Source organism: Streptococcus oralis (assembly GCF_018448765.2).
Lineage (GTDB): Bacteria > Bacillota > Bacilli > Lactobacillales > Streptococcaceae > Streptococcus > Streptococcus oralis_BM.
In genome coordinates, this window is record NZ_JAHCMC020000001.1 from 304,016 (window position 1) to 327,167 (window position 23,152).

Annotated in this window: 18 protein-coding genes; 13 read left to right on the forward strand and 5 right to left on the reverse strand. The window is 41.4% G+C overall.

The genetic code is table 11. The annotated features are described in order from the left end of the window. Positions 1 to 76: 76 nt before the first annotated feature. Together KIH88_RS01505 and KIH88_RS01510 are read left to right on the forward strand one after the other, a co-directional pair. Positions 77 to 973, forward strand: coding sequence for an SPFH domain-containing protein (locus tag KIH88_RS01505; protein ID WP_000244063.1), 897 nt, complete (start codon positions 77 to 79; stop codon positions 971 to 973). Between the two features lie 106 nt (positions 974 to 1,079). Further along, positions 1,080 to 1,295 carry a capsule biosynthesis transcriptional regulator gene (locus KIH88_RS01510; RefSeq protein ID WP_000241003.1) on the forward strand — a complete coding sequence of 72 codons (216 nt, stop codon included), beginning with the start codon at positions 1,080 to 1,082 and terminating at the stop codon, positions 1,293 to 1,295. Between the two features lie 92 nt (positions 1,296 to 1,387). Here the strand turns inward: KIH88_RS01510 and KIH88_RS01515 are convergent, their stop codons facing one another. Next, positions 1,388 to 2,128: an amino acid ABC transporter ATP-binding protein gene (locus KIH88_RS01515; protein ID WP_000193353.1), complete on the reverse strand. Its 741-nt coding sequence runs from the start codon at positions 2,126 to 2,128 to the stop codon at positions 1,388 to 1,390. After that, positions 2,125 to 3,693: an ABC transporter substrate-binding protein/permease gene (locus KIH88_RS01520; protein ID WP_213988377.1), complete on the reverse strand. Its 1,569-nt coding sequence runs from the start codon at positions 3,691 to 3,693 to the stop codon at positions 2,125 to 2,127. The genes KIH88_RS01515 and KIH88_RS01520 overlap by 4 nt, the downstream gene beginning before the upstream one ends. Before the next feature lie 134 nt (positions 3,694 to 3,827). On the opposite strand from KIH88_RS01520, the gene KIH88_RS01525 reads away from it, so the two are divergent. Together KIH88_RS01525 and KIH88_RS01530 are read left to right on the forward strand one after the other, a co-directional pair. Further along, complete coding sequence (locus KIH88_RS01525; RefSeq protein WP_213988376.1) at positions 3,828 to 5,717, forward strand: DUF2207 family protein; 1,890 nt, start codon at positions 3,828 to 3,830, stop codon at positions 5,715 to 5,717. A 59-nt stretch (positions 5,718 to 5,776) separates the two neighbouring features. Next, positions 5,777 to 6,622, forward strand: coding sequence for an undecaprenyl-diphosphate phosphatase (locus KIH88_RS01530; protein ID WP_213988375.1), 846 nt, complete (start codon positions 5,777 to 5,779; stop codon positions 6,620 to 6,622). A 24-nt stretch (positions 6,623 to 6,646) separates the two neighbouring features. On the opposite strand, the gene dinB is transcribed toward KIH88_RS01530, so the two are convergent. After that, entirely contained in the window at positions 6,647 to 7,717 is a 1,071-nt protein-coding gene (gene dinB / locus KIH88_RS01535) for a DNA polymerase IV (protein ID WP_213988374.1), read from the reverse strand. Between the two features lie 236 nt (positions 7,718 to 7,953). Between dinB and pflB the strand changes: the two genes are divergently transcribed. After that, positions 7,954 to 10,269, forward strand: a complete 2,316-nt coding sequence (gene pflB / locus KIH88_RS01540) for a formate C-acetyltransferase (protein WP_000260616.1) — start codon at positions 7,954 to 7,956, stop codon at positions 10,267 to 10,269. A 395-nt stretch (positions 10,270 to 10,664) separates the two neighbouring features. Then, positions 10,665 to 12,770: an ATP-dependent Clp protease ATP-binding subunit gene (locus KIH88_RS01545; RefSeq protein ID WP_213988373.1), complete on the forward strand. Its 2,106-nt coding sequence runs from the start codon at positions 10,665 to 10,667 to the stop codon at positions 12,768 to 12,770. A 59-nt stretch (positions 12,771 to 12,829) separates the two neighbouring features. Here the strand turns inward: KIH88_RS01545 and KIH88_RS01550 are convergent, their stop codons facing one another. Further along, positions 12,830 to 13,312: an S-ribosylhomocysteine lyase gene (locus KIH88_RS01550; RefSeq protein WP_213988372.1), complete on the reverse strand. Its 483-nt coding sequence runs from the start codon at positions 13,310 to 13,312 to the stop codon at positions 12,830 to 12,832. Between the two features lie 263 nt (positions 13,313 to 13,575). On the opposite strand from KIH88_RS01550, the gene KIH88_RS01555 reads away from it, so the two are divergent. Genes KIH88_RS01555 through KIH88_RS01575 form a run of 5 tightly spaced genes read left to right on the forward strand, consistent with a single transcriptional unit; the run spans position 13,576 to position 17,504 of the window. Beyond that, the gene (locus KIH88_RS01555; protein WP_213988371.1) at positions 13,576 to 14,283 is read left to right on the forward strand and encodes an ABC transporter ATP-binding protein; all 708 of its coding nucleotides are present in this window, start codon (positions 13,576 to 13,578) and stop codon (positions 14,281 to 14,283) included. 1 nt (position 14,284) lies between these two features. Then, positions 14,285 to 15,073 (forward strand): lantibiotic ABC transporter permease, encoded by a 789-nt coding sequence (locus KIH88_RS01560; protein ID WP_213988370.1) that lies wholly within the window; start codon positions 14,285 to 14,287, stop codon positions 15,071 to 15,073. Further along, entirely contained in the window at positions 15,073 to 15,795 is a 723-nt protein-coding gene (locus tag KIH88_RS01565; protein WP_213988369.1) for a lantibiotic ABC transporter permease, read from the forward strand. Before KIH88_RS01560 ends, KIH88_RS01565 begins: the two co-directional genes overlap by 1 nt. A 12-nt stretch (positions 15,796 to 15,807) precedes the next feature. Continuing rightward, positions 15,808 to 16,506 carry a response regulator transcription factor gene (locus KIH88_RS01570; RefSeq protein WP_213988368.1) on the forward strand — a complete coding sequence of 233 codons (699 nt, stop codon included), beginning with the start codon at positions 15,808 to 15,810 and terminating at the stop codon, positions 16,504 to 16,506. Then, the gene (locus KIH88_RS01575) at positions 16,473 to 17,504 is read left to right on the forward strand and encodes a sensor histidine kinase (protein WP_213988367.1); all 1,032 of its coding nucleotides are present in this window, start codon (positions 16,473 to 16,475) and stop codon (positions 17,502 to 17,504) included. Before KIH88_RS01570 ends, KIH88_RS01575 begins: the two co-directional genes overlap by 34 nt. 134 nt (positions 17,505 to 17,638) lie before the next feature. Here KIH88_RS01575 and KIH88_RS01580 read toward each other — a convergent pair whose 3' ends face one another. Next, on the reverse strand, positions 17,639 to 19,123 hold the full coding sequence (locus KIH88_RS01580) for a DUF1846 domain-containing protein (protein ID WP_213988366.1): 1,485 nt from the start codon (positions 19,121 to 19,123) through the stop codon (positions 17,639 to 17,641). 152 nt (positions 19,124 to 19,275) lie between these two features. Here KIH88_RS01580 and KIH88_RS01585 point away from each other — a divergent pair, with 152 nt between their 5' ends. Both KIH88_RS01585 and KIH88_RS01590 read left to right on the forward strand, forming a co-directional pair. Further along, entirely contained in the window at positions 19,276 to 20,886 is a 1,611-nt protein-coding gene (locus KIH88_RS01585) for a glycoside hydrolase family 13 protein (protein ID WP_213988365.1), read from the forward strand. Positions 20,887 to 21,054: 168 nt separating this feature from the next. Beyond that, a complete protein-coding gene (locus tag KIH88_RS01590) occupies positions 21,055 to 23,022 on the forward strand; it encodes a peptide ABC transporter substrate-binding protein (protein ID WP_213988364.1) in 1,968 nt (655 codons plus the stop codon). Positions 23,023 to 23,152: the final 130 nt, after the last annotated feature.

A 23,152-nucleotide genomic window follows, 5' to 3' on the forward strand; every position in this document is an offset into this window, starting at 1 on the left:
ATAAAATTATTATCATATTATTTGCGTAATGATAACGATGGTGTTATAATGAGGGTGATGAAAGGGGGAGATTCCCATGGTTTTACAAATTTTACTTGTTTTATTGTTTTTAGTGGTGATTGCATCAGTGATTACGATTAGTTCTGTATATGTGGTTCGACAACAATCTGTCGCTATCATAGAACGCTTTGGTAAATACCAAAAGTTGAGCAATAGTGGTATTCATTTGCGGGCTCCCTTTGGGATTGATAGAATTGCAGCAAGAGTACAACTACGTTTGTTGCAGAGTGAAATCGTTGTAGAGACAAAGACGCAAGATAATGTATTTGTGACGATGAATGTAGCAACTCAGTATCGAGTAAATGAAAACAATGTCACAGATGCCTATTATAAATTGATGCGTCCAGAAGCCCAAATTAAATCCTATATTGAAGATGCTTTGCGTTCATCTGTACCAAAGCTAACCCTAGATGAGTTGTTTGAGAAGAAGGATGAAATCGCCTTAGAAGTTCAAAAACAAGTGGCTGAAGAAATGTCTACATATGGGTATATCATTGTCAAAACGCTGATTACTAAGGTTGAACCTGATGCCGAAGTAAAACAATCAATGAATGAAATTAACGCGGCTCAACGTAAGAGAGTTGCGGCGCAAGAGCTTGCTGAAGCAGATAAGATTAAGATCGTGACCGCAGCAGAAGCAGAAGCAGAAAAAGATCGCCTACATGGTGTAGGGATTGCAGAGCAGCGTAAAGCGATTGTTGACGGACTGGCTGATTCTATCAAAGAGTTAAAGGGAGCTAATGTTGAGCTAACTGAAGAACAAATCATGTCTATCCTATTAACGAACCAGTATTTAGACACATTGAATAATTTTGCAGAAAAAGAAGGAAATAATACAATCTTCCTACCAGCAAATCCTAATGGAGTTGAAGATATAAGAACTCATATATTATCGGCTTTAAAAGCCAAATAAAAATATGCAGAATAATATAGTTGTGACGAATATATGTTTTTTTATTGACAGATAAAATAAAAACGTATACAATTAGGAATTGTAAAGAATAATTCAGGAGAAGAACATGGTTAAGTCAAACTTTGAAAAGGTAGAAGCAGTTGTTGGCTGGGTTCGTGATAAGAAGATCACAGGTTACCGTATCTCTAAAGAAACGAATGCGCGTGAAATGTCTATCATTGCCCTAGCGCAAGGACGCGCAAAAGTTAAAAATATTTCATTTGAAACAGCTCTTAGTTTAATCGATTTCTATGAAAAAAATCATGAAAAATTTGAAGATTGAACTGTGGTTACAGGCAGATTCCTGAATCGAGTCTGCCTTTTATTTACAATTACAAACTAAAAAGACTGCATTCTGTATGCAGTCTTTATTTATTAATTGAGATAACGCTGAAGGAATTCTTTTGTCCGTTCTTCTTTAGGGTTCGTGAAGAGTTCTTCAGGTTTACCTTCTTCTGCAATGATTCCCTTGTCCATGAAGATGACACGATGGGAGACGTCGCGAGCAAATTCCATTTCGTGGGTTACAACAATCATGGTCAAGCCTTCTTGAGCTAGGTCCTGCATAATTTTGAGGACTTCTCCGACCATTTCGGGGTCAAGGGCAGATGTTGGTTCGTCGAAGAGAATGGCGTCAGGATTCATGGAGAGTGCACGAGCGATAGCTACACGTTGCTTTTGTCCACCTGAAAGTTGCTTCGGCTTGGCTTGCCAGTAACGTTCTCCCATACCAACTTTTTCAAGATTCTCTTTGGCAATTTTTTCAGCTTCAGAGTGGTCACGTTTGAGTACTGTCGTTTGGGCGACGATGGTATTTTCGAGGACATTCAGATTTTCAAAGAGATTGAAAGATTGGAAAACCATACCGAGCTTTTCACGATAATGGGTGAGGTTATAGCCTTTTTCCAGGACATTTTCTCCGCGATAGAGAATCTCTCCTCCTGTAGGTGTTTCGAGTAAATTGATTGAGCGAAGGAAGGTTGATTTTCCGCTTCCCGAGCTTCCAATGATGGAAATAACCTCTCCTTTATGGACGGTGAGAGAAATGTCTTTTAGCACTTCATTTTGTCCATAGGATTTTTTTAGGTGTTTGATTTCAAGGATTGGTTGTGTCATTTTTTCAAATCCCCCGTTTGCATTTGGTTAGCACCTGTAGTGTAAGTGTCCATGTCCATATAGCGTTCGATAAAACGTAGGATACGGGTCACAGTGAAGGTGAGGACAAAGTAAATCACTGCAATGATGGTAAAGGTCTGGAAGTATTGATAGGTTTGCGTCGCTACAGTATTTCCTGAGAAATAAAGCTCGACAACTGAAATAACGTTCAATACAGAGGTATCTTTGATATTGATGACAAACTCATTACCAGTAGCAGGTAGAATATTACGGACAACCTGAGGAAGGACAATCTTACGCATGGTTTGATTGTGTGTCATACCAAGAGCAGTTGCAGCTTCGAACTGTCCCTTGTCAACTGCTAGAATACCACCACGAACGATTTCTGTCATGTAGGCACCCGTGTTGATTGAGACGATAAAGATAGCAGCCAGTGTCCGGTCGAGATTGATACCGAAAGCTTGAGCAGTCCCATAGTAGATAACCATGGATTGAACAATCATCGGTGTACCACGGAAGATTTCAATATAGACATTGAGAATCCAACCGACTAGTTTTTGTAGGCCGTAAATGACTTTGTTTTCAGAGAGAGGAGCCGTACGGAAGACACCAATGGCAAGACCGATAATGAGACCTACGATAGTTCCGATGATTGAGATTAAAAGAGTGACACCTGCACCACGCAAGAGCTGTTGCCAGTTTTCAGAAAGAATTTTAGCAACTTGGTTGAAGAAATTACTGCTGCTTTCTTCAGTTGTTGTGGCTTCGGCAGGTTGCTCCTGAATCATACGATCCATCAGTGCAACTTGTTCATCTTTGGAGATGGTTTCAATACTCGCATTGATTTGGCTGATACGACTGTCATCTTTACGAAGTCCAATGGCGATAGCTGTATCTTCTTCTCCAGTTTTGAAACCGGGTTGGGGTTGGATCATTTTGAACTTAGCGTTGGCAGACTCAGCGGTCAGTGCTTCAGGTCGTTCAGAAACATAGGCATCAATGACACCGGCTTCCAGAGCTTGGCGCATCTGAGCGAAGTCGCCCATAGCAGTTTCTTTTTTGGCACCTGGAATTTGGGAAATCAGGTCATAAAGGTAAACACCTTGTTGAGAAGTGATTTTTGCTCCGCTAAAGTCCTCTAAAGATTTGGCATTCGCATAGGCAGAGTCCTTTTTGACCAATAGAACTGGCTCGCTAGTATAGTAACTGCTTGAAAAGGCAATTTCTTGTTTACGTTCAGCGGTTGGGCTCATACCAGCAATGATCATATCGATTTTGCCAGAAGTAAGGGCTGGAACAAGTCCTTCCCACTTTGTTTTTACGACCAAAGGTTCCTTACCTAGATCTTTGGCAATTTTTTTAGCAATTTGAACATCATAGCCGTTGGCATATTGATTGGTACCGTCGATTTTGACAGCACCATTACTATCATCGTCTTGGGTCCAGTTGAAGGGAGCGTAAGCTGCCTCCATTCCGATGCGTAAATATTCGTCGGCTTGGACTTGGCTAGCTAGTCCTAATGTAAGGGCTAGGCTAGCAAGAATAGATAAGCATAATTTTTTCATGTTTTCTCCTATTTCTAGTCTAAAAAATGACTTCTCTCTATTGTATCTAAAAATGGTGAGATTTTCAATACGAGTAAGCCTTTACTTATAAAAAATGATATAATGATAGCAAAGATAAAAAGGGGGATTGTGTTGTGAAAAAGACTTTTTTCGTGCTTTTATTTAGCTTGTTTTGTATTTTACCACTCTCTGTTTTTGCGGTTGATTTTAAGATTCGCTCTTATCAAGGTGATTTGTATATTCATGCAGATAATACGGCAGAATTTAGGGAGAAAGTAGTCTATTATTTTGATGAAGACTTTAATGGACAACTAGTAGGACTTGGCCGTTCTGGTAAGATGCCAAAGGGCTTTGAAATAGATCCCAGTCCGAAGGTTCAGGTATGGAAAAATGCTAGCGCCATTGAGAATGTCAATAGTGAAGTGATAGAAGAATCGGAAGGTTATACTGTAAAAGTGTATAATCCAGGCCAAGAAGGGGATACCGTTGAAGTGGTAATCACATGGCAACTAAAAAACCTCCTATTTCTATATGATGATATCGCGGAACTTAATTGGCAACCCTTGACAGATAGTTCAGAACCTATCGAAAATTTTGAGTTTCGGGTAACAGGCTTTAATGGAGCTGAAAAACTTTTCTTTCATACAGGGAAACTCTTTACAGAGGGCAAGGTAGAGAAGACAGGTGGTGATTATCGTGTTCATTTGCAGAACCTACCTCGTCAGCGTGGGGTTGAATTGCATGCCTATTGGCCTAGAAAAGATTTTGGAACTGATTTGGATCAGGGATTGAAGGGCAATCGTTTAGCAAAATTTGAAAAAATAGAGGAGTCCATTGCTGCTGAAAAAGCTCAGAGCAAAGCTCTGGTTACGTGGATTATCCCTTTTCTACTCTCGCTTTCTTTAGTCTTTAGTGTCATTTTCTATCGCATTTACCGAAGAAAAACCTCCCCATCGAAGAAACATGCTAAAAATCACCGTCTCTACGAACCGCCAATGGACTTAGAACCGATGGTTTTATCGGAATCTGTTTACTCCACTTCTTTAGAGGAAGTCAGCCCCTTGACCAAGGGAGGAGGGAAGTTCACCTTTGACCAACTCGTTCAGGCAACCTTGTTGGATGTGATTGACCGTGGAAATGTTTCGATCATCTCAAATGGAGATGAGGTTCGTTTAAAAGTCGTAAAAGAAAAAGGATTAGCCAGTTTTGAAAAGGATTGCCTTAATTTGGCCTTTTCAGGAAGAGAAGAAGTGCTTGTTTCAGATTTGTTTGCAGATTACCAAGTGTCAACTAGTCTTTATCAAGGTGCAAAAGCAGCTGATGAAAAACGAATTCAGAAAACAGGACGTAAGCTTAAGTCGTCTTTTGAGCAAGCTCTGAAGCAGATGCAGGATGGAGTGAGAAAGCGGGTTTCCTCTTTGCAACTTCCAGATTATTATCGTTCACTGAGTAATGGTGAAAAAATCCTGCGATTGACGATAGGTGTCTTTACGATTTTACCTGCTTTCGTTGGTTTTGGCTGGTTCTTGTATAGTTTGGATGCCCACGGGTATCTTTCTCTGCTACTTCTTATCCTTGGATTTGCAGGCTTGATGTTAGCTGCCGTCTATTATTGGACAACCCGATTTGATACTCGTGATGGTGTTTTAAATGAAGATGGACTAGAAGTGTACTATCTCTGGACTAGTTTTGAAAACATGCTTCGCGATATCGCCCATCTAGACAAGGCAGCATTAGAAAGTATTGTTGTTTGGAATCGTCTCCTTGTTTATGCTACTTTATTTGGTTATGCGGACAAGGTGTGCCATTTGATGAGATCTTATCAGATTCAGGTAGAGAACCCAGATATCAATCTTTATGTAGCTTATGGCTGGCACAGTATGTTTTATCATTCAACTGCTCAAATGAGCCACTATGCTAGTATTGCAAACACAGCAAGCAACTACTCCGTATCTTCTGGAAGTGGTTCTTCAGGTGGAGGATTCTCAGGAGGCGGAGGCGGTGGTAGCATCGGTGCCTTCTAAAAAACCTATCGCAGAATCTGAAATTATGCTATAATAGAGGACAGAAAAAGGAGTAATACATGTATCTTATTGAAATTTTGAAGTCGATCTTTTTTGGGATTGTTGAAGGAATTACAGAATGGTTGCCCATTTCAAGTACGGGTCACTTGATCTTGGTTGAAGAATTTGTACAATACAAGGACCAAAATGAAGCCTTCATGTCCATGTTTAATGTTGTCATTCAGCTCGGTGCTATCTTAGCGGTTATGGTGATTTACTTTAACAAGCTCAATCCCTTCAAACCTAGTAAAAATAAGGTGGAAGTCCGTCGAACTTGGCAATTGTGGTCAAAAGTCCTCGTTGCGACCTTGCCTTTATTGTTAGTCTTTAAGCTGGATGATTGGTTTGACACTCATTTTCATAATATGGTATCAGTTGCGATTATGTTGATTATCTATGGGGTTGCCTTTATCTATCTTGAAAAAAGAAATAAGGCGCAAGCTATTGAACCAACAGTCACAGAACTTGAAAAGCTTCCCTACAAGACAGCTCTCTATATCGGACTCTTCCAAGTCCTCGCCCTCTTCCCAGGAACGAGCCGTTCAGGTGCGACGATTGTCGGTGGTTTGTTAAATGGAACGAGTCGCTCTGTCGTAACAGAGTTTACCTTCTACCTCGGAATTCCTGTGATGTTTGGAGCCAGTGCTTTAAAGATTTTCAAATTTATAAAAGCAGGTCAACTTTTGAGTTTTGGACAACTATTCTTGCTTTTGGTTGCTATGGGAGTAGCCTTCGCGGTCAGCATGGTTGCTATTCGTTTCTTGACTAGCTATGTGAAAAAACACGACTTTACACTCTTTGGGAAATACCGTATTGTACTCGGTAGTGTCTTGTTGCTTTATAGTTTTGTGCGTTTATTTGTATAAGAAAAAGCTTGAAGGAATCTCACTTCAAGCTTTTTGAAATCCTGTCACTGTGATTCCTAGTAAACGGATGCCTTTTTCTTTTTCAGCTAGTTCTTCGTATAGTTGAAGGGCGGTTTGCGCAATTTGGCTAGCGTTCTGTGTAGCTTGTGGGAGGCTTTTTCGTCTAGTCAGGGTGGAGAAGTCAGTATAACGAATCTTTAGGATAATGATTTTTCCAGCTTTGTCCTGCTTGCTGAGATTGTGAGCTACCTTTTCTGAGAGAAGAGTCAGCTCCTTTTTGATGTCTTCTTCTACTTGCAGGATTTTTCCGTAGGTTTTTTCCTTGCCAATGGACTTACGAATACGATTGGATTTTACCGGTGAATTATGAATGCCCCTAGCCTTTCGATAAAGATCAAAACCGAGTCTGCCAAACCGATCGATTAAAGTGACTTCAGAAACGTCCAATAAGTCTTCACCAGTATAAATGCCCATTTCATGAAGCCGTTCAACTGTTTTTTTGCCCACGCCGTGGAATTTAGCAATGTCCATTTGTTTGAGAAAATCCTCAGCCTGATCTGGGAGGATGACTGTTAAACCATGTGGTTTTTGATAGTCACTAGCCATTTTAGCTAAGAATTTGTTATAAGAGACGCCTGCAGAAGCAGTCAGATGTAGCTCCTGCCAGATATCCTGTTGGATGAGGCGGGCTATTTTGACGGCTGACTTGATACCGAGTTTATTTTCTGTCACATCTAAGTAAGCCTCGTCAATACTCATAGGTTCAATCAAATCAGTGTAGCGTTTAAAAATAGCTCGGATCTCAAGTCCCACAGTTTTGTATTTTTCATAATTTCCTGAGATAAAGATAGCTTGGGGACAGCGCTCATAAGCTTCTTTAGAACTCATGGCTGAATGAACACCAAAAGCTCGTGCCTCATAGCTACAGGTAGAAACGACTCCTCGACCACCTGTTTGTCTGGGATCGCTCCCAATGATGACAGGTTTACCCTTTAACTTAGGATTATCTCTGATTTCCACCGAAGCAAAAAAGGCATCCATGTCGATATGGATGATTTTTCTGGACAAATCATTAATCAATGGAAATATGAGCATTTTTGTTCCTTTCTAGCGTCATTTTCTATTCATTATACCTTTTTTTCTGAAAAAATGGAAAAGAGTAGTCTGACTTTCAAATATATAATACAGATAGCATTAAAATATAGTCTGTATTATAAAAGAAAGCGCTAAAAAGGCTGTTTTCTTCTTGTTGAAATCGGTTACTGTGTGGTATACTTGATTTATGAATGTAACAGATAGTTGTTACTAGAAAGAAAAATGAGGACATTAACATGGTTGTTAAGACAGTTGTTGAAGCGCAAGATATTTTTGATAAAGCTTGGGAAGGCTTCAAAGGCGTAGATTGGAAAGAAAAAGCAAGTATTTCTCGCTTCGTTCAAGCTAACTACACACCTTACGATGGAGATGAAAGTTTCCTTGCTGGCCCAACAGAACGTTCGCTTCACATCAAAAAAATCGTAGAAGAAACAAAAGCACACTACGAAGAAACTCGTTTCCCAATGGACACTCGTCCAACATCTATTGCTGATATTCCTGCTGGATTTATCGACAAAGAAAACGAATTGATCTTCGGTATCCAAAACGATGAACTCTTCAAATTGAACTTCATGCCAAAAGGTGGTATCCGTATGGCTGAAACTACTTTGAAAGAAAATGGATACGAACCAGATCCAGCTGTTCATGAAATTTTCACAAAATACGTAACAACAGTTAACGACGGTATTTTCCGTGCTTACACTTCAAATATCCGTCGTGCTCGTCACGCTCACACTGTAACTGGTCTTCCAGATGCCTACTCACGTGGACGTATCATTGGTGTGTACGCACGTCTTGCTCTTTACGGTGCAGACTACTTGATGCAAGAAAAAGTAAACGACTGGAATGCAATTAAAGAAATTGATGAAGAAACAATCCGTCTTCGTGAAGAAGTAAACCTTCAATACCAAGCATTGCAACAAGTTGTTCGCTTGGGTGACCTTTACGGTGTTGATGTTCGCAAACCAGCGATGAATGTCAAAGAAGCTATCCAATGGGTGAACATCGCCTTTATGGCAGTCTGCCGTGTTATCAACGGTGCTGCAACATCTCTAGGACGTGTGCCAATCGTATTGGACATCTTTGCAGAACGTGACCTTGCTCGTGGTACATTTACTGAATCAGAAATCCAAGAATTCGTTGATGATTTCGTTATGAAACTTCGTACAGTTAAATTTGCTCGTACAAAAGCTTATGACCAATTGTACTCAGGTGACCCAACCTTCATCACAACTTCTATGGCTGGTATGGGTAACGACGGTCGTCATCGTGTTACTAAGATGGACTACCGTTTCTTGAACACTCTTGACAATATCGGTAACTCTCCAGAACCAAACTTGACAGTTCTTTGGACTGACAAATTACCTTATAGCTTCCGTCGCTACTGTATGCACATGAGCCACAAACACTCTTCTATCCAATACGAAGGTGTAACAACAATGGCTAAAGACGGATATGGTGAAATGAGCTGTATCTCATGCTGTGTGTCACCACTTGACCCAGAAAATGAAGAACAACGCCACAACATCCAGTACTTCGGTGCTCGTGTTAACGTATTGAAAGCCCTTCTTACTGGTTTGAACGGTGGTTACGACGATGTTCACAAAGACTACAAGGTATTTGACATCGAACCAATCCGTGACGAAGTTCTTGAATTTGAATCAGTTAAAGCCAACTTTGAAAAATCTCTTGACTGGTTGACTGACACTTACGTAGATGCTTTGAACATCATCCACTACATGACTGATAAGTACAACTACGAAGCGGTTCAAATGGCCTTCTTGCCAACTAAACAACGTGCAAATATGGGATTCGGTATCTGTGGATTTGCTAACACTGTTGATACATTGTCAGCGATTAAATACGCTACAGTTAAACCAATCCGTGACGAAAATGGCTACATCTACGATTACGAAACAATCGGTGAATACCCACGTTGGGGTGAAGATGACCCACGTTCAAACGAATTGGCAGAATGGTTGATCGAAGCTTACACAACTCGTCTACGTAGCCACAAACTCTACAAGAACGCAGAAGCTACAGTATCACTTTTGACCATCACATCTAACGTTGCTTACTCTAAACAAACTGGTAACTCACCAGTCCACAAAGGTGTATACCTCAACGAAGATGGTTCTGTGAACTTGTCTAAACTTGAATTCTTCTCACCAGGTGCTAACCCATCTAACAAAGCTAAAGGTGGATGGTTGCAAAACTTGAACTCACTTGCTAGCCTTGACTTTGGTTATGCAGCTGATGGTATCTCATTGACAACTCAAGTTTCACCTCGTGCTCTTGGTAAAACTCGTGACGAACAAGTGGATAACTTAGTAACAATCCTTGATGGTTACTTTGAAAACGGTGGACAACACTGTAACTTGAACGTTATGGACTTGAAAGATGTTTATGACAAGATTATGAATGGCGAAGATGTCATCGTTCGTATCTCAGGATACTGTGTAAACACTAAATACCTCACACCAGAACAAAAAACTGAATTGACACAACGTGTCTTCCACGAAGTTCTTTCAATGGATGATGCATTGAGCTAAGATTTTAAATTAAATAGAAAAGGCCAGTTGGAAACGACTGGCTTTTTGCGTTCTTGAAAAATTTTAAAAAAATAGTCAAATTTAGTCAAAAAGTTATTGACTTTTACTGACCAAAGTGGTATAGTAGAAACATAAGGAAAATGACTTCCTTAAAAAACCTCATTTTCAATGATTTTATTTCTTGAAAATGTACGATAGATACCCTAGAAAGGGGTGAGGCCTATGTTAAATCTAACAGACTATGAAAAGAAAATGATAAAAGGCTTGTTTAAAAAAGAAAAACCAGAAATTATACTTAGGGTAGCTAGTTAGCTAGTCTAAAATTTTAAAAACAAAGGTCAAAGATAGTCAATATCAGAGACCGCAAATAATTAAGAATAAACGAGGTAAAGAATATGAACAACAACTTTAATAACTTTAACAACATGGATGATTTATTTAACCAATTGATGGGTGGCATGCGAGGATACAGTTCTGAGAACCGTCGCTACTTGATTAATGGACGAGAAGTGACACCTGAGGAATTCGCTCACTATCGTGCAACTGGTCAATTACCAGGAAATGCAGAATCTGAGGTGCAAATGCAACAACACGCTTCAGGTATGAAACAAGACGGTGTCCTTGCTAAGCTAGGTCGTAACTTGACAGCAGAAGCTCGTGAGGGCAAGTTGGATCCTGTTATCGGACGAAACAAGGAAATTCAAGAAACAGCTGAAATCCTCTCACGTCGTACGAAAAATAATCCTGTTCTGGTCGGAGATGCAGGTGTTGGTAAGACAGCCGTTGTCGAAGGTCTAGCACAAGCCATTGTGAACGGAGATGTTCCAGCTGCTATTAAGAACAAGGAAATCATTTCTATTGATATCTCAGGTCTTGAGGCTGGTACTCAATACCGTGGTAGCTTTGAAGAAAATGTTCAAAACTTAGTCAATGAAGTAAAAGAAGCAGGAAATATTATCCTCTTCTTTGATGAAATTCACCAAATCCTTGGCGCTGGCTCAATCGGAGGTGAAAGTGGTTCTAAAGGTCTTGCGGATATTCTCAAACCAGCTCTCTCTCGAGGTGAGTTGACCGTTATTGGGGCAACGACTCAAGACGAATACCGTAACACCATCTTGAAAAATGCAGCTCTTGCTCGTCGTTTCAACGAAGTGAAGGTCAATGCTCCTTCAGCAGAGGATACCTTTAAAATCCTTCAAGGGATTCGTGATCTCTATCAACAACACCACAATGTCATTTTGCCAGACGAAGTCTTGAAAGCAGCAGTGGATTATTCTGTCCAATACATTCCTCAACGTAGCTTGCCAGATAAGGCTATTGACCTTGTTGATGTAACGGCAGCTCACTTGGCAGCTCAACATCCTGTAACAGATGTGCACGCTGTTGAACGGGAAATTGAGGCAGAAAAAGACAAGCAAGAAAAAGCAGTTGAGGCAGAAGACTTTGAAGCAGCTCTTAATGCCAAAACACGTATTGCAGAATTGGAAAAGAAAATCGAAAACCACACAGAAGATATGAAGGTGACTGCAAGTGTCAACGATGTGGCTGAATCTGTGGAACGTATGACTGGTATTCCAGTTTCACAAATGGGAGCATCAGACATCGAACGTTTGAAAGATATGGCTCATCGTTTGGAACACAAGGTAATCGGCCAAGATAAGGCGGTAGAAGCTGTAGCTCGTGCTATCCGTCGTAACCGTGCAGGTTTTGATGAAGGCAATCGCCCAATCGGTAGCTTCCTCTTTGTAGGGCCTACTGGGGTTGGTAAGACAGAACTTGCTAAGCAATTGGCGCTCGATATGTTTGGAACTAAGGATGCGATCATCCGCTTGGATATGTCTGAATACAGTGACCGCACAGCCGTTTCTAAGTTAATCGGTACAACAGCAGGTTATGTGGGTTATGATGACAATAGCAATACCTTGACAGAACGTGTTCGTCGCAATCCTTACTCTATCATTCTCTTGGACGAAATTGAAAAGGCTGATCCTCAAGTAATCACCCTTCTCCTCCAAGTCTTGGATGATGGTCGTTTGACAGATGGTCAAGGAAATACAGTGAACTTCAAGAACACTGTCATTATCGCGACATCAAATGCTGGATTTGGTTATGAAGCCAACTTGACAGAAGATGCGGATAAACCAGAATTGATGGATCGTTTGAAACCATACTTCCGTCCAGAATTCCTCAATCGCTTTAACGCAGTTATCGAGTTCTCACACTTGAATAAGGAAGACCTTTCTAAGATTGTGGACTTGATGTTGGCTGAAGTCAACCAAACCTTGGCTAAGAAAGGAATCGACCTTGAAGTTAGCCAAGCAGCTAAGGACTTTATCACAGAAGAAGGCTATGACGAAGTTATGGGTGTTCGTCCTCTCCGTCGCGTGGTTGAACAACAAATTCGTGATAAGGTGACAGACTTCCACTTGGATCATCTAGATGCCAAACATCTGGAAGCAGATATGGAAGATGGTGTTTTGGTCATTCGTGAAAAAGCCTAACACAAGATTTTGAGAATAAAAAAAGAAGGAACTAGCTAAAAAGCTGGTTCCTTTTGTGTTTAGATGACATGACGCTCAAAGGCATCATCTGAGATTCCTTGTTCCAGGATGAGCTTCGCCCATTCCTTAGCAGAAAAGAGGCTGTGGTCCTTGTAGTTTCCGCAAGATTCGATGGTTGTTCCAGGAACATCTTCCCAAGTAATGGTTTCAGCAATTTCTTTGAGAGAATCCTTGATAACAGCCGCGATTTCAGCACTGGTATGTTGACCCCACATAATCATGTGGAAGCCTGTACGGCAACCAAATGGTGAACAGTCAATCATGCCGTCAATACGGGTACGAATAAGTTTGGCCAAGAGGTGTTCGATAGTGTGAAGGCCAGCGGTAGGGATAGAGTCTTCATTTGGTTGCACCAAGCGGATATCAAAGTTGGAGATGACATCTCCCTTTGGTCCTGTTTCTTCCCCAATCAAGCGAACATAGGGTGCTTTAACAATGGTGTGGTCAAGTTCAAAACTTTCAACAATAACTTCTTTTGACATGGTAGTTCCTTTCAGTTTTCTTCTTTCATTATATCATAAAGACTGCTCTTGATGAAGTTTGATAAATGACTTTTTGAGACTAGCATTATAACAAAGTCTCCATACAAAACTCGCAGAATTATAAAGAAAAACTGAGTTCTTTCTAATGAAGCTATAGCGACTTTTGAAAGGTGGAGTCAACTTTTAGAATTTTTGCTTGATTTCTGAACTAATTCTGAACTAGATTGGGTATACTGGAGAAAATAAAGATAAAGGAGTTCAGTATGGAACATATGGTGAAAATAGAAGGCGTCTGCAAAAAGCATGGCAGCAAGCAGATTTTAGAAGATATTTCTTTTACAGCTAGAAGCGGGCGGATTACAGCTTTTCTGGGCCCGAATGGTGCAGGGAAAAGTTCGACCTTGAGGATTCTCTTGGGGTTAGATCGGGCGACAGCAGGAGCGGCGACTTTTGATGGGCAAACCTATCAGTCAATGATCTATCCGCTCAGAACGGTAGGTGCAGCCTTTGACGGCATTGGCGGTTTGCCAAATCGAAAGGTCTATGACCACTTGAGAATTATTGCGGCGAGTAATGCTATTCCCAAGTCTCGGATTGATGAGGTCTTGGAGATGACTGGAATCGCTCATAAGAGGAAGGACCTCTTGTCAAGCCTGTCTCTGGGGGAGGGTCAGCGGTTGGGTTTAGCAGCAGCTTTGCTGGGTGATCCTCAGTTTCTTATATTAGACGAGCCGACTAATGGGCTGGATCCAAGTGGGATTAAGTGGTTTAGAAAGTTTATCCGTCAGCAGGCTGATTTAGGGAAAACGGTACTTCTATCTTCCCATATCCTATCAGAGGTGCAAATGGTGACAGATGATGTAGTCTTGATTCATCATGGGCGAATTATTGAGCAGGGACGATTGGAAGAGGTGCTGCAAGATTCAGACAGTCTAGAAGATCTCTTCTTTGATTTGACAGAGGAGGTTTAAGATGAAAGAAACGATGTCTTTATTGCATTCAGAATGGTTGAAAATTCGCTCAATCAAGGCTTTCAAAGTGAGTGTGGCCTTCATGCTACTATTGGTGCCTGTCGTATCCTGGTTGGAGGGCCGACAGTATCTGTCTATCGGCTTGGATGCTACACCTGAGACGGTTCCTAATCTGATAAACGCCATTGATCCGCTAGAATATCTAGGTCTCAATGGAGCTTCTATGGCGGTCATGGTTTTGGTCATTTTAGCTGGAATTTTGGGAGCTATGGAATTTCAGTCTCATAGCTTGAGAACCAGTCTCTTGACCTGTAATAACCGCCTGAAGTTGCTTGTGGGGAAACTCATGACCTTTACTTGCTTTTCTCTTGCCACTAGCTTTTTATCAATCTACTTTAGTTATATGGTCATGCATCTCGCTTTAGGAAAGGAAGGACTTGATCCGATTCTGCTCAATCAGGCAGCTTGGAGTTTGATTTTGTGGAAAACCTTATCTCTGACCTTATTGGGAATCCTTTCGTTTTTGTTAGGTTTATTGGCTCGGACCATGCTAGTTCCTCTGCTTTTTCTCGTACCACAGATCTATAATCTGGGAAACTACCTGGCAGCTCACACGAGTTGGGGGACTTATTTGCCACAGCCAGCAGGAGAGTTGTTTGCTGCAACGCCAACTTCCCAATATGCTAACAATCCCTTGCAAGGGCTGTTGATACTTGGTGCATGGTTGCTAGTCATCGGTGGCATGGTCTCTCTGCGCTTTTTGAAGACGGATTTAGGAGGGCGATACTGATGATAAAAGCTCTGCTTAGAAGTGAATGGATTAAGTTCCGTTCTTATTATCTCGCTCTTGGTGCAGCCTTAGTGGCTATGGTAGCTGTTCCATTTTTTCTGATGAATCTTGACTACAGTCAGACAGCAGTTGGTCAGACGAAGGCTCTGAGCGAGGTTTTGCATGCCCTCTATCTGGCGCAGCCTGTCATCGTCATCTTTACTTCTCTCTATTTTGCCCAGGAGTTTGTCAAGTCTGGGATGCGAACGAATTTTCTAACCGTATCAAATAGAAAAGCTTGGCTGGCTGGGAAATTCCTTTTTCTGGACTTGCTGCTCTTGGTTCTCTACAGTGTCATGATAGGCAGTTGTTTCCTTGTTATGCTGGCTCGTTTTGACCTAAGCTTTAGCTGGTCCTTACTAGGGAAATTTCTTTATTACAGCTCTTTTGGTCTTCTCAGCAATATTTTTCTGGCTTTTTTAACTGCCGGCCTCGCTTTGCTCTTTCAATCTTGGGTTGTGCCGGTGTCGGTGCTCTTTCCTCTCTTGATTGGTATCAGCCGTTTATTGGCGACTTTCATCAAAGAAGCAAAATACCTGCCCGATCTGGCTACGCTAAATCTTTTTGAGTATGAAGGACTTCAGCATTCAATAAATCTCTCAGGGCTGGGAATACAGCTGTTATGGTTAGCTTTGGTTTGGAGCTCTGCTATATTCTTAACCTTGAAACGAGATGTTCGCTAGAGGTATGCTATAATGGAACTCATGAGACAGTATCGTATTTTGGTAGTTGATGACGACCGGAGCATTTTGAAGCTAGTAAAAAACGTCCTAGAGCTCGATGCTTATGATGTGACGACGCTTGATTGGATAGAAGAGCTAGATTTGACGCATTTTGTTGGATATGACTTGATTCTGCTGGATGTGATGATGGAGCCTGTTAACGGTTTTGAGCTGTGTTCCTACATTCGTCCTCATCTTTCGTGTCCAATCATCTTTCTGACTGCCAAGGAATTGGAGGCGGATAAAGTGGAAGGACTCTTTCGCGGAGCAGATGACTATATTGTCAAGCCTTTTGAAACCAAAGAATTGCTGGCGCGTGTCAGAGCTCATCTTCGGCGGGAGGAAAGACGTGAGGAGCGATATTCTGAAATTGCTTCTTGTCAATTTTATCCAGAGCGCTATGAAGTTGCCTGTTTTGGTAAAGTCTTGAAATTTTCAGAGCGAGAGTTTAAGTTGCTACATTTACTTGCTAGCAATCCCAAGCAGACCTTCTCAGCTGAACGCCTGCATACCTTGCTTTACCCAGAAAGCTCAGAAACACAGCTTCGCTCCATCTCAGAATACGTATATCAGATTCGCCAAAAATGCAAACAAGAAGGGCTGCAAGCAATCGCAACAGTGAGAGGAGTAGGCTATAGATGGCAATTAGAACCCGAAATTTCAAAAGCCTAGTCTGGACAACCAGTTTAAAGATCGTCTTTTTTCATGTTTTGATTTTTGTGCTTATAGGTTATGAATTTACGCAAGGAAGTAATCACGTTCTTTTCACCTTATTCTTTTGGGCAGGGAGCTTGCTGCTGATTACTTTTTATCATATTTTGAAATTGCTCCGAAAAATCGACAGGGAAATAAAAATGCTAACGAGCGAGAAGCTTCTAGAAGAAAATCAAAGCCAGCTTTTTCGGATTGAGGAAATGCTAGAAGTCTATAGCGATTTACGGAGCAGCCACCAAGAAAATGTTCGTCTTCTAGAAAAAGAGCAGCAGCATAATCAGGAGTTGATTTTACAGCTATCAGCGACGTCGCACGATTTGAAGACGCCCCTAACTGTGATTAAGGGGAATGCTGAGCTCTTGGAGTTGGCGCAGTTGGGCCAGCCTCAGGCAGACTATGCTGCTGAGATTTTGCAGGCTAGTCACAAGATGGAAGAGTATTGTGGCTCTTTGATTGATTACGCTAAGACTTTTCAGATTGATGCTAATCAGTTCAGTCAGCTTTCCTTAGAGGACTTTTTGGCTTATCTCCAGGACGATTGGGCACTGTTCAGCAAACAGGAAAGCTATCGTTTTTCTCTCCAAGAAGATTGTGACCTTAGTCTGATTTTGTCGATTCATTTGGACTATCTCAAGCGAGCTTTGCTCAATATTTTACTGAATGCGCTTGAACATGCTAATCAGGACCAAAAGGAAGTGAAGCTGACGGTATCAGTGCAGCAGGATCAGTTGGTTTTTGCTATCTGGAACAACGGTCCAGCATTTTCAGAGGAGATGCTGCTAGGAGCGGAACAGCTCTTTTACCAGAGTGACCAAAGCCGCAATTCAGCTAATCCCCATCATGGTATCGGCTTAGCCTTTTCTAAGCGGGTAGCTCTCTTGCATGGTGGCCGTCTGACCCTGCTCAATCCAGATCAAGGAGGAGCCTCTGTCGAGTTGACAATTTCATTAAAATAAATGAGGATGGAAGATTATAAAAACGCATAATACCAAGTGTCCAAAAGACTTGATATTATGCGTTTGATTTTTTTATTATGTAAAGATTTACTGGATTTTTCTCTCAAATTGAGTTTTTGTCCAGCCTTGTTTATTTACTTACGATACAGGCGATCGTATTGGTAGTATGGGTCAAAGGTTACGTTGATGCCTAGCTTGCGAAGGACATTCTTGTCTTCATCGGTCAAGATGATGGTTGAGTGAGCTTCGCTTCCTTTGAGGTTCCCAAGTTCTTCCATGGCACGCGCAGCATCTGGATTTTCCATAGCTGTGATGGCTAGCGCAATCAAAATTTCATTTGAGTGGAGGCGAGGATTGCGGCTGCCGAGATGATTGATTTTAAGGCCTTGAATTGGTTTGACGACTTCAGGCTCGATTAATTTTACTTCCTTAGCGATATCAGCTGATTTTTTGATGGCATTGATTAAGGCGGCAGCTGTAGGGCCAAAGAGTTCTGAGTTTTTACCAGTGACAATGTCACCAGATGGCAATTCGAGAGCAAGGGCAGGCCCGCCGGTTTCTTCAGCTTTTTGACGTGCTGCGACAGCAACCTTACGGTCTGTAGGTGTGATACCGAGGTCGTTCATGAGCAACTCGATTTTCTTGACAGCAGTTTCTCCGACTTTTTCAGCTTTAAAATCAAGTACAGTCTGATAGTAGCGACGGATGATTTCTTGTTTTGAAGCTTCGATAGCAGCCTCATTATCTGTAATAGCGAAGCCAACCATGTTGACGCCCATGTCTGTTGGTGAAGCGTATGGAGATTCGCCGAGGATGCGCTCTAACATGCGCTTGAGCACTGGGAAGATTTCGATATCACGGTTGTAGTTGACAGTGGTTTCTCCGTAGGTTTGGAGGTGGAATGGGTCAATCATGTTGACATCATCAAGGTCTGCGGTTGCAGCCTCGTAGGCCAAGTTGACTGGGTGATGAAGGGGCAGGTTCCAAACTGGGAAGGTTTCAAACTTAGCGTAGCCAGACTTGATACCATTGATTTGGTCATGGTACATATTGGACATACAAGTTGCCAATTTTCCTGATCCAGGTCCAGGAGCGGTTACGACGATCAAGTTGCGACTGGTTTTGATGTAGTCGTTTTTTCCCATGCCTTCCGGAGAGATGATGTGGTCCATATCCGTCGGATATCCTTTGATTGGATAATGAAGATAAGAATCAATTCCATTTTTCTCAAGCTGGTTGCGGAAGGTATCTGCAGCGGGCTGACCAGCGTATTGTGTAATGACAACGGAGCCGACAAAAATTCCCAATTCATTGAATTTATCAATCAAACGAAGAACTTCTTGGTCATAAGAAATGCCTAGGTCGCCACGTGCTTTGGAATGTTCGATGTTGCTAGCATTAATGGCAATCACAACCTCAACCTGCTCTTTCAATTCTTGCAAGAGCTTGATTTTATTGTCAGGCTCATAACCAGGAAGTACACGAGCAGCGTGGAAATCTTCTAACATTTTGCCGCCAAACTCCAAATAGAGCTTGCCATCAAATTGGTTAATGCGCTCCAAAATGTGGTCGCGCTGTAGATTCAGATATTGTTCAGAACTAAAAGCTTGTTTTTTCATTTTTTTACCTCTGACCTCTATTATAATAAAAAATTGGAAGTTAGGAAACTACGGAGCTAAAAAAGAAATTAAAAAGATTAAGCAAACGCTTGCACAAAATTTTAAAAAGCGCTATCATAGACTATAGATTATTAAAATAATGAGGTAAACAGATGCAAGAAAAATGGTGGCACAATGCCGTAGTCTATCAAGTCTATCCAAAGAGTTTCATGGACAGTAACGGAGATGGAATTGGCGATTTGCCAGGAATTACTAGTAAGTTAGACTACCTAGCTAAGTTAGGAATTACAGCGATTTGGCTTTCTCCCGTTTATGACAGTCCTATGGATGATAATGGCTATGATATTACTGATTATCAAGCGATTGCAGCTATTTTCGGGACTATGGAGGACATGGACCAACTCATTGCAGAAGCTAAGAAGCGTGATATTCGTATCATCATGGACTTGGTGGTCAATCATACCTCGGATGAGCATGCCTGGTTTGTAGAGGCCTGTGAAAATCCTGGCAGTCCTGAGCGAGACTACTATATCTGGCGAGATGAGCCCAATGATTTGGAGTCTATCTTTAGTGGGTCTGCTTGGGAATACGATGAAAAATCAGGTCAGTACTATCTCCACTTTTTCAGCAAGAAACAGCCTGATCTCAACTGGGAGAATGAAAAACTTCGCCAGAAAATTTATGAGATGATGAACTTCTGGATTGATAAAGGTATTGGTGGTTTCCGTATGGATGTCATTGATATGATTGGCAAGATTCCTGATGAGAAAGTAGTCAATAACGGTCCTATGCTCCATCCCTATCTCAAGGAAATGAATCAGGCGACCTTTGGAGATAAGGATCTCTTGACAGTAGGGGAGACCTGGGGAGCAACGCCAGAGATTGCTAAGCTCTACTCTGATCCAAAGGGACAAGAATTGTCTATGGTCTTCCAGTTTGAACACATCTGTCTTCAATATCAGGAAGGGCAACCTAAGTGGCATTACCAAAAAGAGTTAAATGTAGGGAAGTTAAAAGAAATCTTCAACAAATGGCAGACAGAGTTAGGAGTTGATGATGGTTGGAATTCCCTCTTCTGGAACAACCATGACCTTCCTCGTATCGTCTCTATCTGGGGAAATGACCAAGAATACCGTGAAAAATCCGCCAAAGCCTTTGCGATTTTGCTTCATCTGATGAGAGGGACTCCTTATATTTACCAAGGTGAGGAAATTGGGATGACAAATTATCCTTTTGAAACACTGGACCAAGTAGAAGATATTGAATCCCTCAACTATGCGCGTGAGGCTCTTGAAAAAGGCGTTCCGATAGAAGAAATCATGGACAGCATTCGTGTCATTGGTCGTGATAATGCCCGTACCCCAATGCAATGGGATGAGAGTAAAAACGCTGGCTTCTCAACAGGTCAACCTTGGTTGGCAGTTAATCCAAACTACGAAGAAATCAACGTTCAAGAAGCACTGGCAAATCCAGATTCTATTTTCTATACCTATCAAAAACTCGTTCAAATCCGTAAGGAGAACAGCTGGCTGATTCGAGCTGATTTTGAATTGCTTGATACAGCTGACAAGATCTTTGCTTATATCCGTAAGGACGGTGACCGTCGTTTCTTAGTTGTGGCTAACCTGTCCAATGAAAAACAAAACTTTTCAGTAGAAGGAAAAGTTAAATCTGTCTTGATTGAAAACACTACTGCTAAAAAAGCAGTTGAGAAACAGACCTTGGCTCCATGGGATGCCTTCTGTGTGGAAATGACTGACTAAAATGAGAGAACCTCAAGCTTCAAAAGCTTGAGGTTTTTTACTAAAAATTGTACAGAAAAATCTTTAAAAAATATTTGTTAGAATTTTCTAAAAAATCTGTCGAAAGTCCTTGCTTTTATGAAAAAATAGGGTATAATGGTGGAAATACTATCTTAAAGGAGATTACTTATGAGATCGAAAAAGTGGCTCTTAGGAGCAGGTGCCGTCCTGAGCACAGCCCTTCTTTTAACTGCTTGTGGGCAAAGTGAAAAGAAGGCTGAAGCGCCCAAGACATTCTCTTATGTCTATGCTATGGATCCATCGTCTTTGGACTACAGTGTGACGAGCAAGAGTTCAACTTCTGACGTTATAGCCAACGTTGTCGATGGCCTTTTGGAAAATGATAAGTATGGAAACTTAATTCCATCACTTGCAGAAGACTGGTCCGTTTCTAAAGATGGCTTGACTTATACCTACAAACTTCGTAAGGGAGTAAAATGGTATACTTCTGAGGGAGAAGAGTATGCTGAAGTCAAAGCTCAGGATTTTGTTACTGGTCTGAAACACGCGGCTGATGGCAAATCAGACGGTCTCTCTCTCCTTCAAGATTCTATCAAAGGTTTGGCTGCCTACATCAGTGGAGAAAGCAATGACTTTTCTACAGTAGGAGTCAAGGCTGTTGACGATTACACAGTAGAATATACGCTCAACAAGCCAGAAAGTTTCTGGAACTCTAAAGTCACAACTGCGACCATGCTTCCAGTAAATGAAGAGTTTTTGAATTCTAAAGGGAGCGACTACGGTGCGCCAACACCATCAAGTATTCTTTATAACGGTCCTTATTTCTTGAAATCATTGACTTCAAAATCAGTCATCGAATATGAAAAGAATCCAAACTATTGGGATAAGGACAACGTTAAGATTGACAATGTCAAACTAACTTTCTACGATGGATCAGACCAAGAATCTTTGATTCGTAGCTTTACACAGGGTGCTTATACAACAGCTCGTCTCTTCCCAACAAGCTCAAATTTTGAGTCAACTAAAAAAGAGTACAGCGATAAGATTGTCTACAGTCCACAAGAAGCGACAAGCTACTACCTCACTGTTAACGTAAATCGCCAGTCTTACAATAAAACAGCTAAAACAGACGAAGCTCAAAAAACATCAACAAAAGAAGCTCTTCTTAACAAGAACTTCCGTCAGGCGCTGAACTTTGCCCTTGACCGTCATTCTTACACTGCTCAGTTGAATGGTGAAGAAGGTGCGGACAAAATTATCCGTAACAGCCTAGTGCCTCATGACTACGTTCAAGTAGGTGAAAAGACCTTTGGAGAGTTGGCTCAGGCAGAGTTCGTTTCATATGGAGACCAGTGGAAAGATGTAGCTCTTACAGATGGCAAAGATACGATTTACAGTCCTGAAAAGGCTAAGGCAGCCTTTGATAAAGCTAAGACAGAATTGCAAGCCAAGGGTGTTACCTTCCCAATTCATTTGGATATTCCGGTTGAACAAACAGATGTAATCGCGGTTCAGCAAACCAATTCACTCAAGCAGTCAATCGAATCATCACTTGGTACAGAGAATGTCATTGTCGATGTCCTTCAAATGACCGATAATGAAAAAATGAGCATTACGTCTCAAGCCAAGGTGCCATCTCAAAAAGACTATGATTTGAACGGAACTGGTTGGGGACCAGACTATCAAGACCCAGCTACCTACCTAAACATTCTTGATGCCAAGAAGGGTTCTGCCCTTAAACACTTGGGAATCACTCGCGGAAAAGATCCAGAAGTGATGGCTCAAGTTGGACTGGACGAATACAAGAAACTCTTGGATGATGCTGCAGCTGAAACTAGCGACCTCAATAAGCGTTATGAAAAATACGCCAAAGCTCAAGCTTGGGTGTCTGATAGCTCGCTCTTGATTCCAGTTGCTTCTTCAGGTGGTTCTCCAACTGTTAGCCGAACTGTACCATTCACAAAAGCATACTCTCAAGTCGGAATCAAGGGAGACCCATTTGTGTTCAAAGGTTTGGAATTGCAAAATGACGTCGTGACTGCAAAAGAATACGAAGAAGCCTTCAAGAAATGGCAACAAGAAAAAATCGAAACAAATGCCAAATACCAAAAAGAACTTGAAAAACACGTCAAGTAATCTATAAACAGAAAAGGAAGTTGCAGAAAAACTGTACTTCCTTTTTGTTTTGAGACACCAGTTGTCATAAAAGCAGTAACTTTACATTTTTGAATAAATTTGATAAAATACGGCTATGTTATAAAAAGTG

Excerpts from the sequence above, each read along its gene's own strand:
- KIH88_RS01590 (WP_213988364.1), top strand. The coding sequence starts at position 21,055 with ATGAGATCGAAAAAGTGGCTCTTAGGAGCAGGTGCCGTCCTGAGCACA.
- KIH88_RS01555 (WP_213988371.1), top strand. The coding sequence starts at position 13,576 with ATGGAACATATGGTGAAAATAGAAGGCGTCTGCAAAAAGCATGGCAGC.
- KIH88_RS01545 (WP_213988373.1), top strand. The coding sequence starts at position 10,665 with ATGAACAACAACTTTAATAACTTTAACAACATGGATGATTTATTTAAC.
- KIH88_RS01575 (WP_213988367.1), top strand. The coding sequence starts at position 16,473 with ATGGCAATTAGAACCCGAAATTTCAAAAGCCTAGTCTGGACAACCAGT.
- KIH88_RS01585 (WP_213988365.1), top strand. The coding sequence starts at position 19,276 with ATGCAAGAAAAATGGTGGCACAATGCCGTAGTCTATCAAGTCTATCCA.
- KIH88_RS01560 (WP_213988370.1), top strand. The coding sequence starts at position 14,285 with ATGAAAGAAACGATGTCTTTATTGCATTCAGAATGGTTGAAAATTCGC.
- KIH88_RS01550 (WP_213988372.1), bottom strand. The coding sequence starts at position 13,312 with ATGTCAAAAGAAGTTATTGTTGAAAGTTTTGAACTTGACCACACCATT.
- KIH88_RS01520 (WP_213988377.1), bottom strand. The coding sequence starts at position 3,693 with ATGAAAAAATTATGCTTATCTATTCTTGCTAGCCTAGCCCTTACATTA.
- pflB (WP_000260616.1), top strand. The coding sequence starts at position 7,954 with ATGGTTGTTAAGACAGTTGTTGAAGCGCAAGATATTTTTGATAAAGCT.
- dinB (WP_213988374.1), bottom strand. The coding sequence starts at position 7,717 with ATGCTCATATTTCCATTGATTAATGATTTGTCCAGAAAAATCATCCAT.
- KIH88_RS01510 (WP_000241003.1), top strand. The coding sequence starts at position 1,080 with ATGGTTAAGTCAAACTTTGAAAAGGTAGAAGCAGTTGTTGGCTGGGTT.
- KIH88_RS01570 (WP_213988368.1), top strand. The coding sequence starts at position 15,808 with ATGGAACTCATGAGACAGTATCGTATTTTGGTAGTTGATGACGACCGG.
- KIH88_RS01580 (WP_213988366.1), bottom strand. The coding sequence starts at position 19,123 with ATGAAAAAACAAGCTTTTAGTTCTGAACAATATCTGAATCTACAGCGC.
- KIH88_RS01530 (WP_213988375.1), top strand. The coding sequence starts at position 5,777 with ATGTATCTTATTGAAATTTTGAAGTCGATCTTTTTTGGGATTGTTGAA.
- KIH88_RS01505 (WP_000244063.1), top strand. The coding sequence starts at position 77 with ATGGTTTTACAAATTTTACTTGTTTTATTGTTTTTAGTGGTGATTGCA.
- KIH88_RS01515 (WP_000193353.1), bottom strand. The coding sequence starts at position 2,128 with ATGACACAACCAATCCTTGAAATCAAACACCTAAAAAAATCCTATGGA.
- KIH88_RS01565 (WP_213988369.1), top strand. The coding sequence starts at position 15,073 with ATGATAAAAGCTCTGCTTAGAAGTGAATGGATTAAGTTCCGTTCTTAT.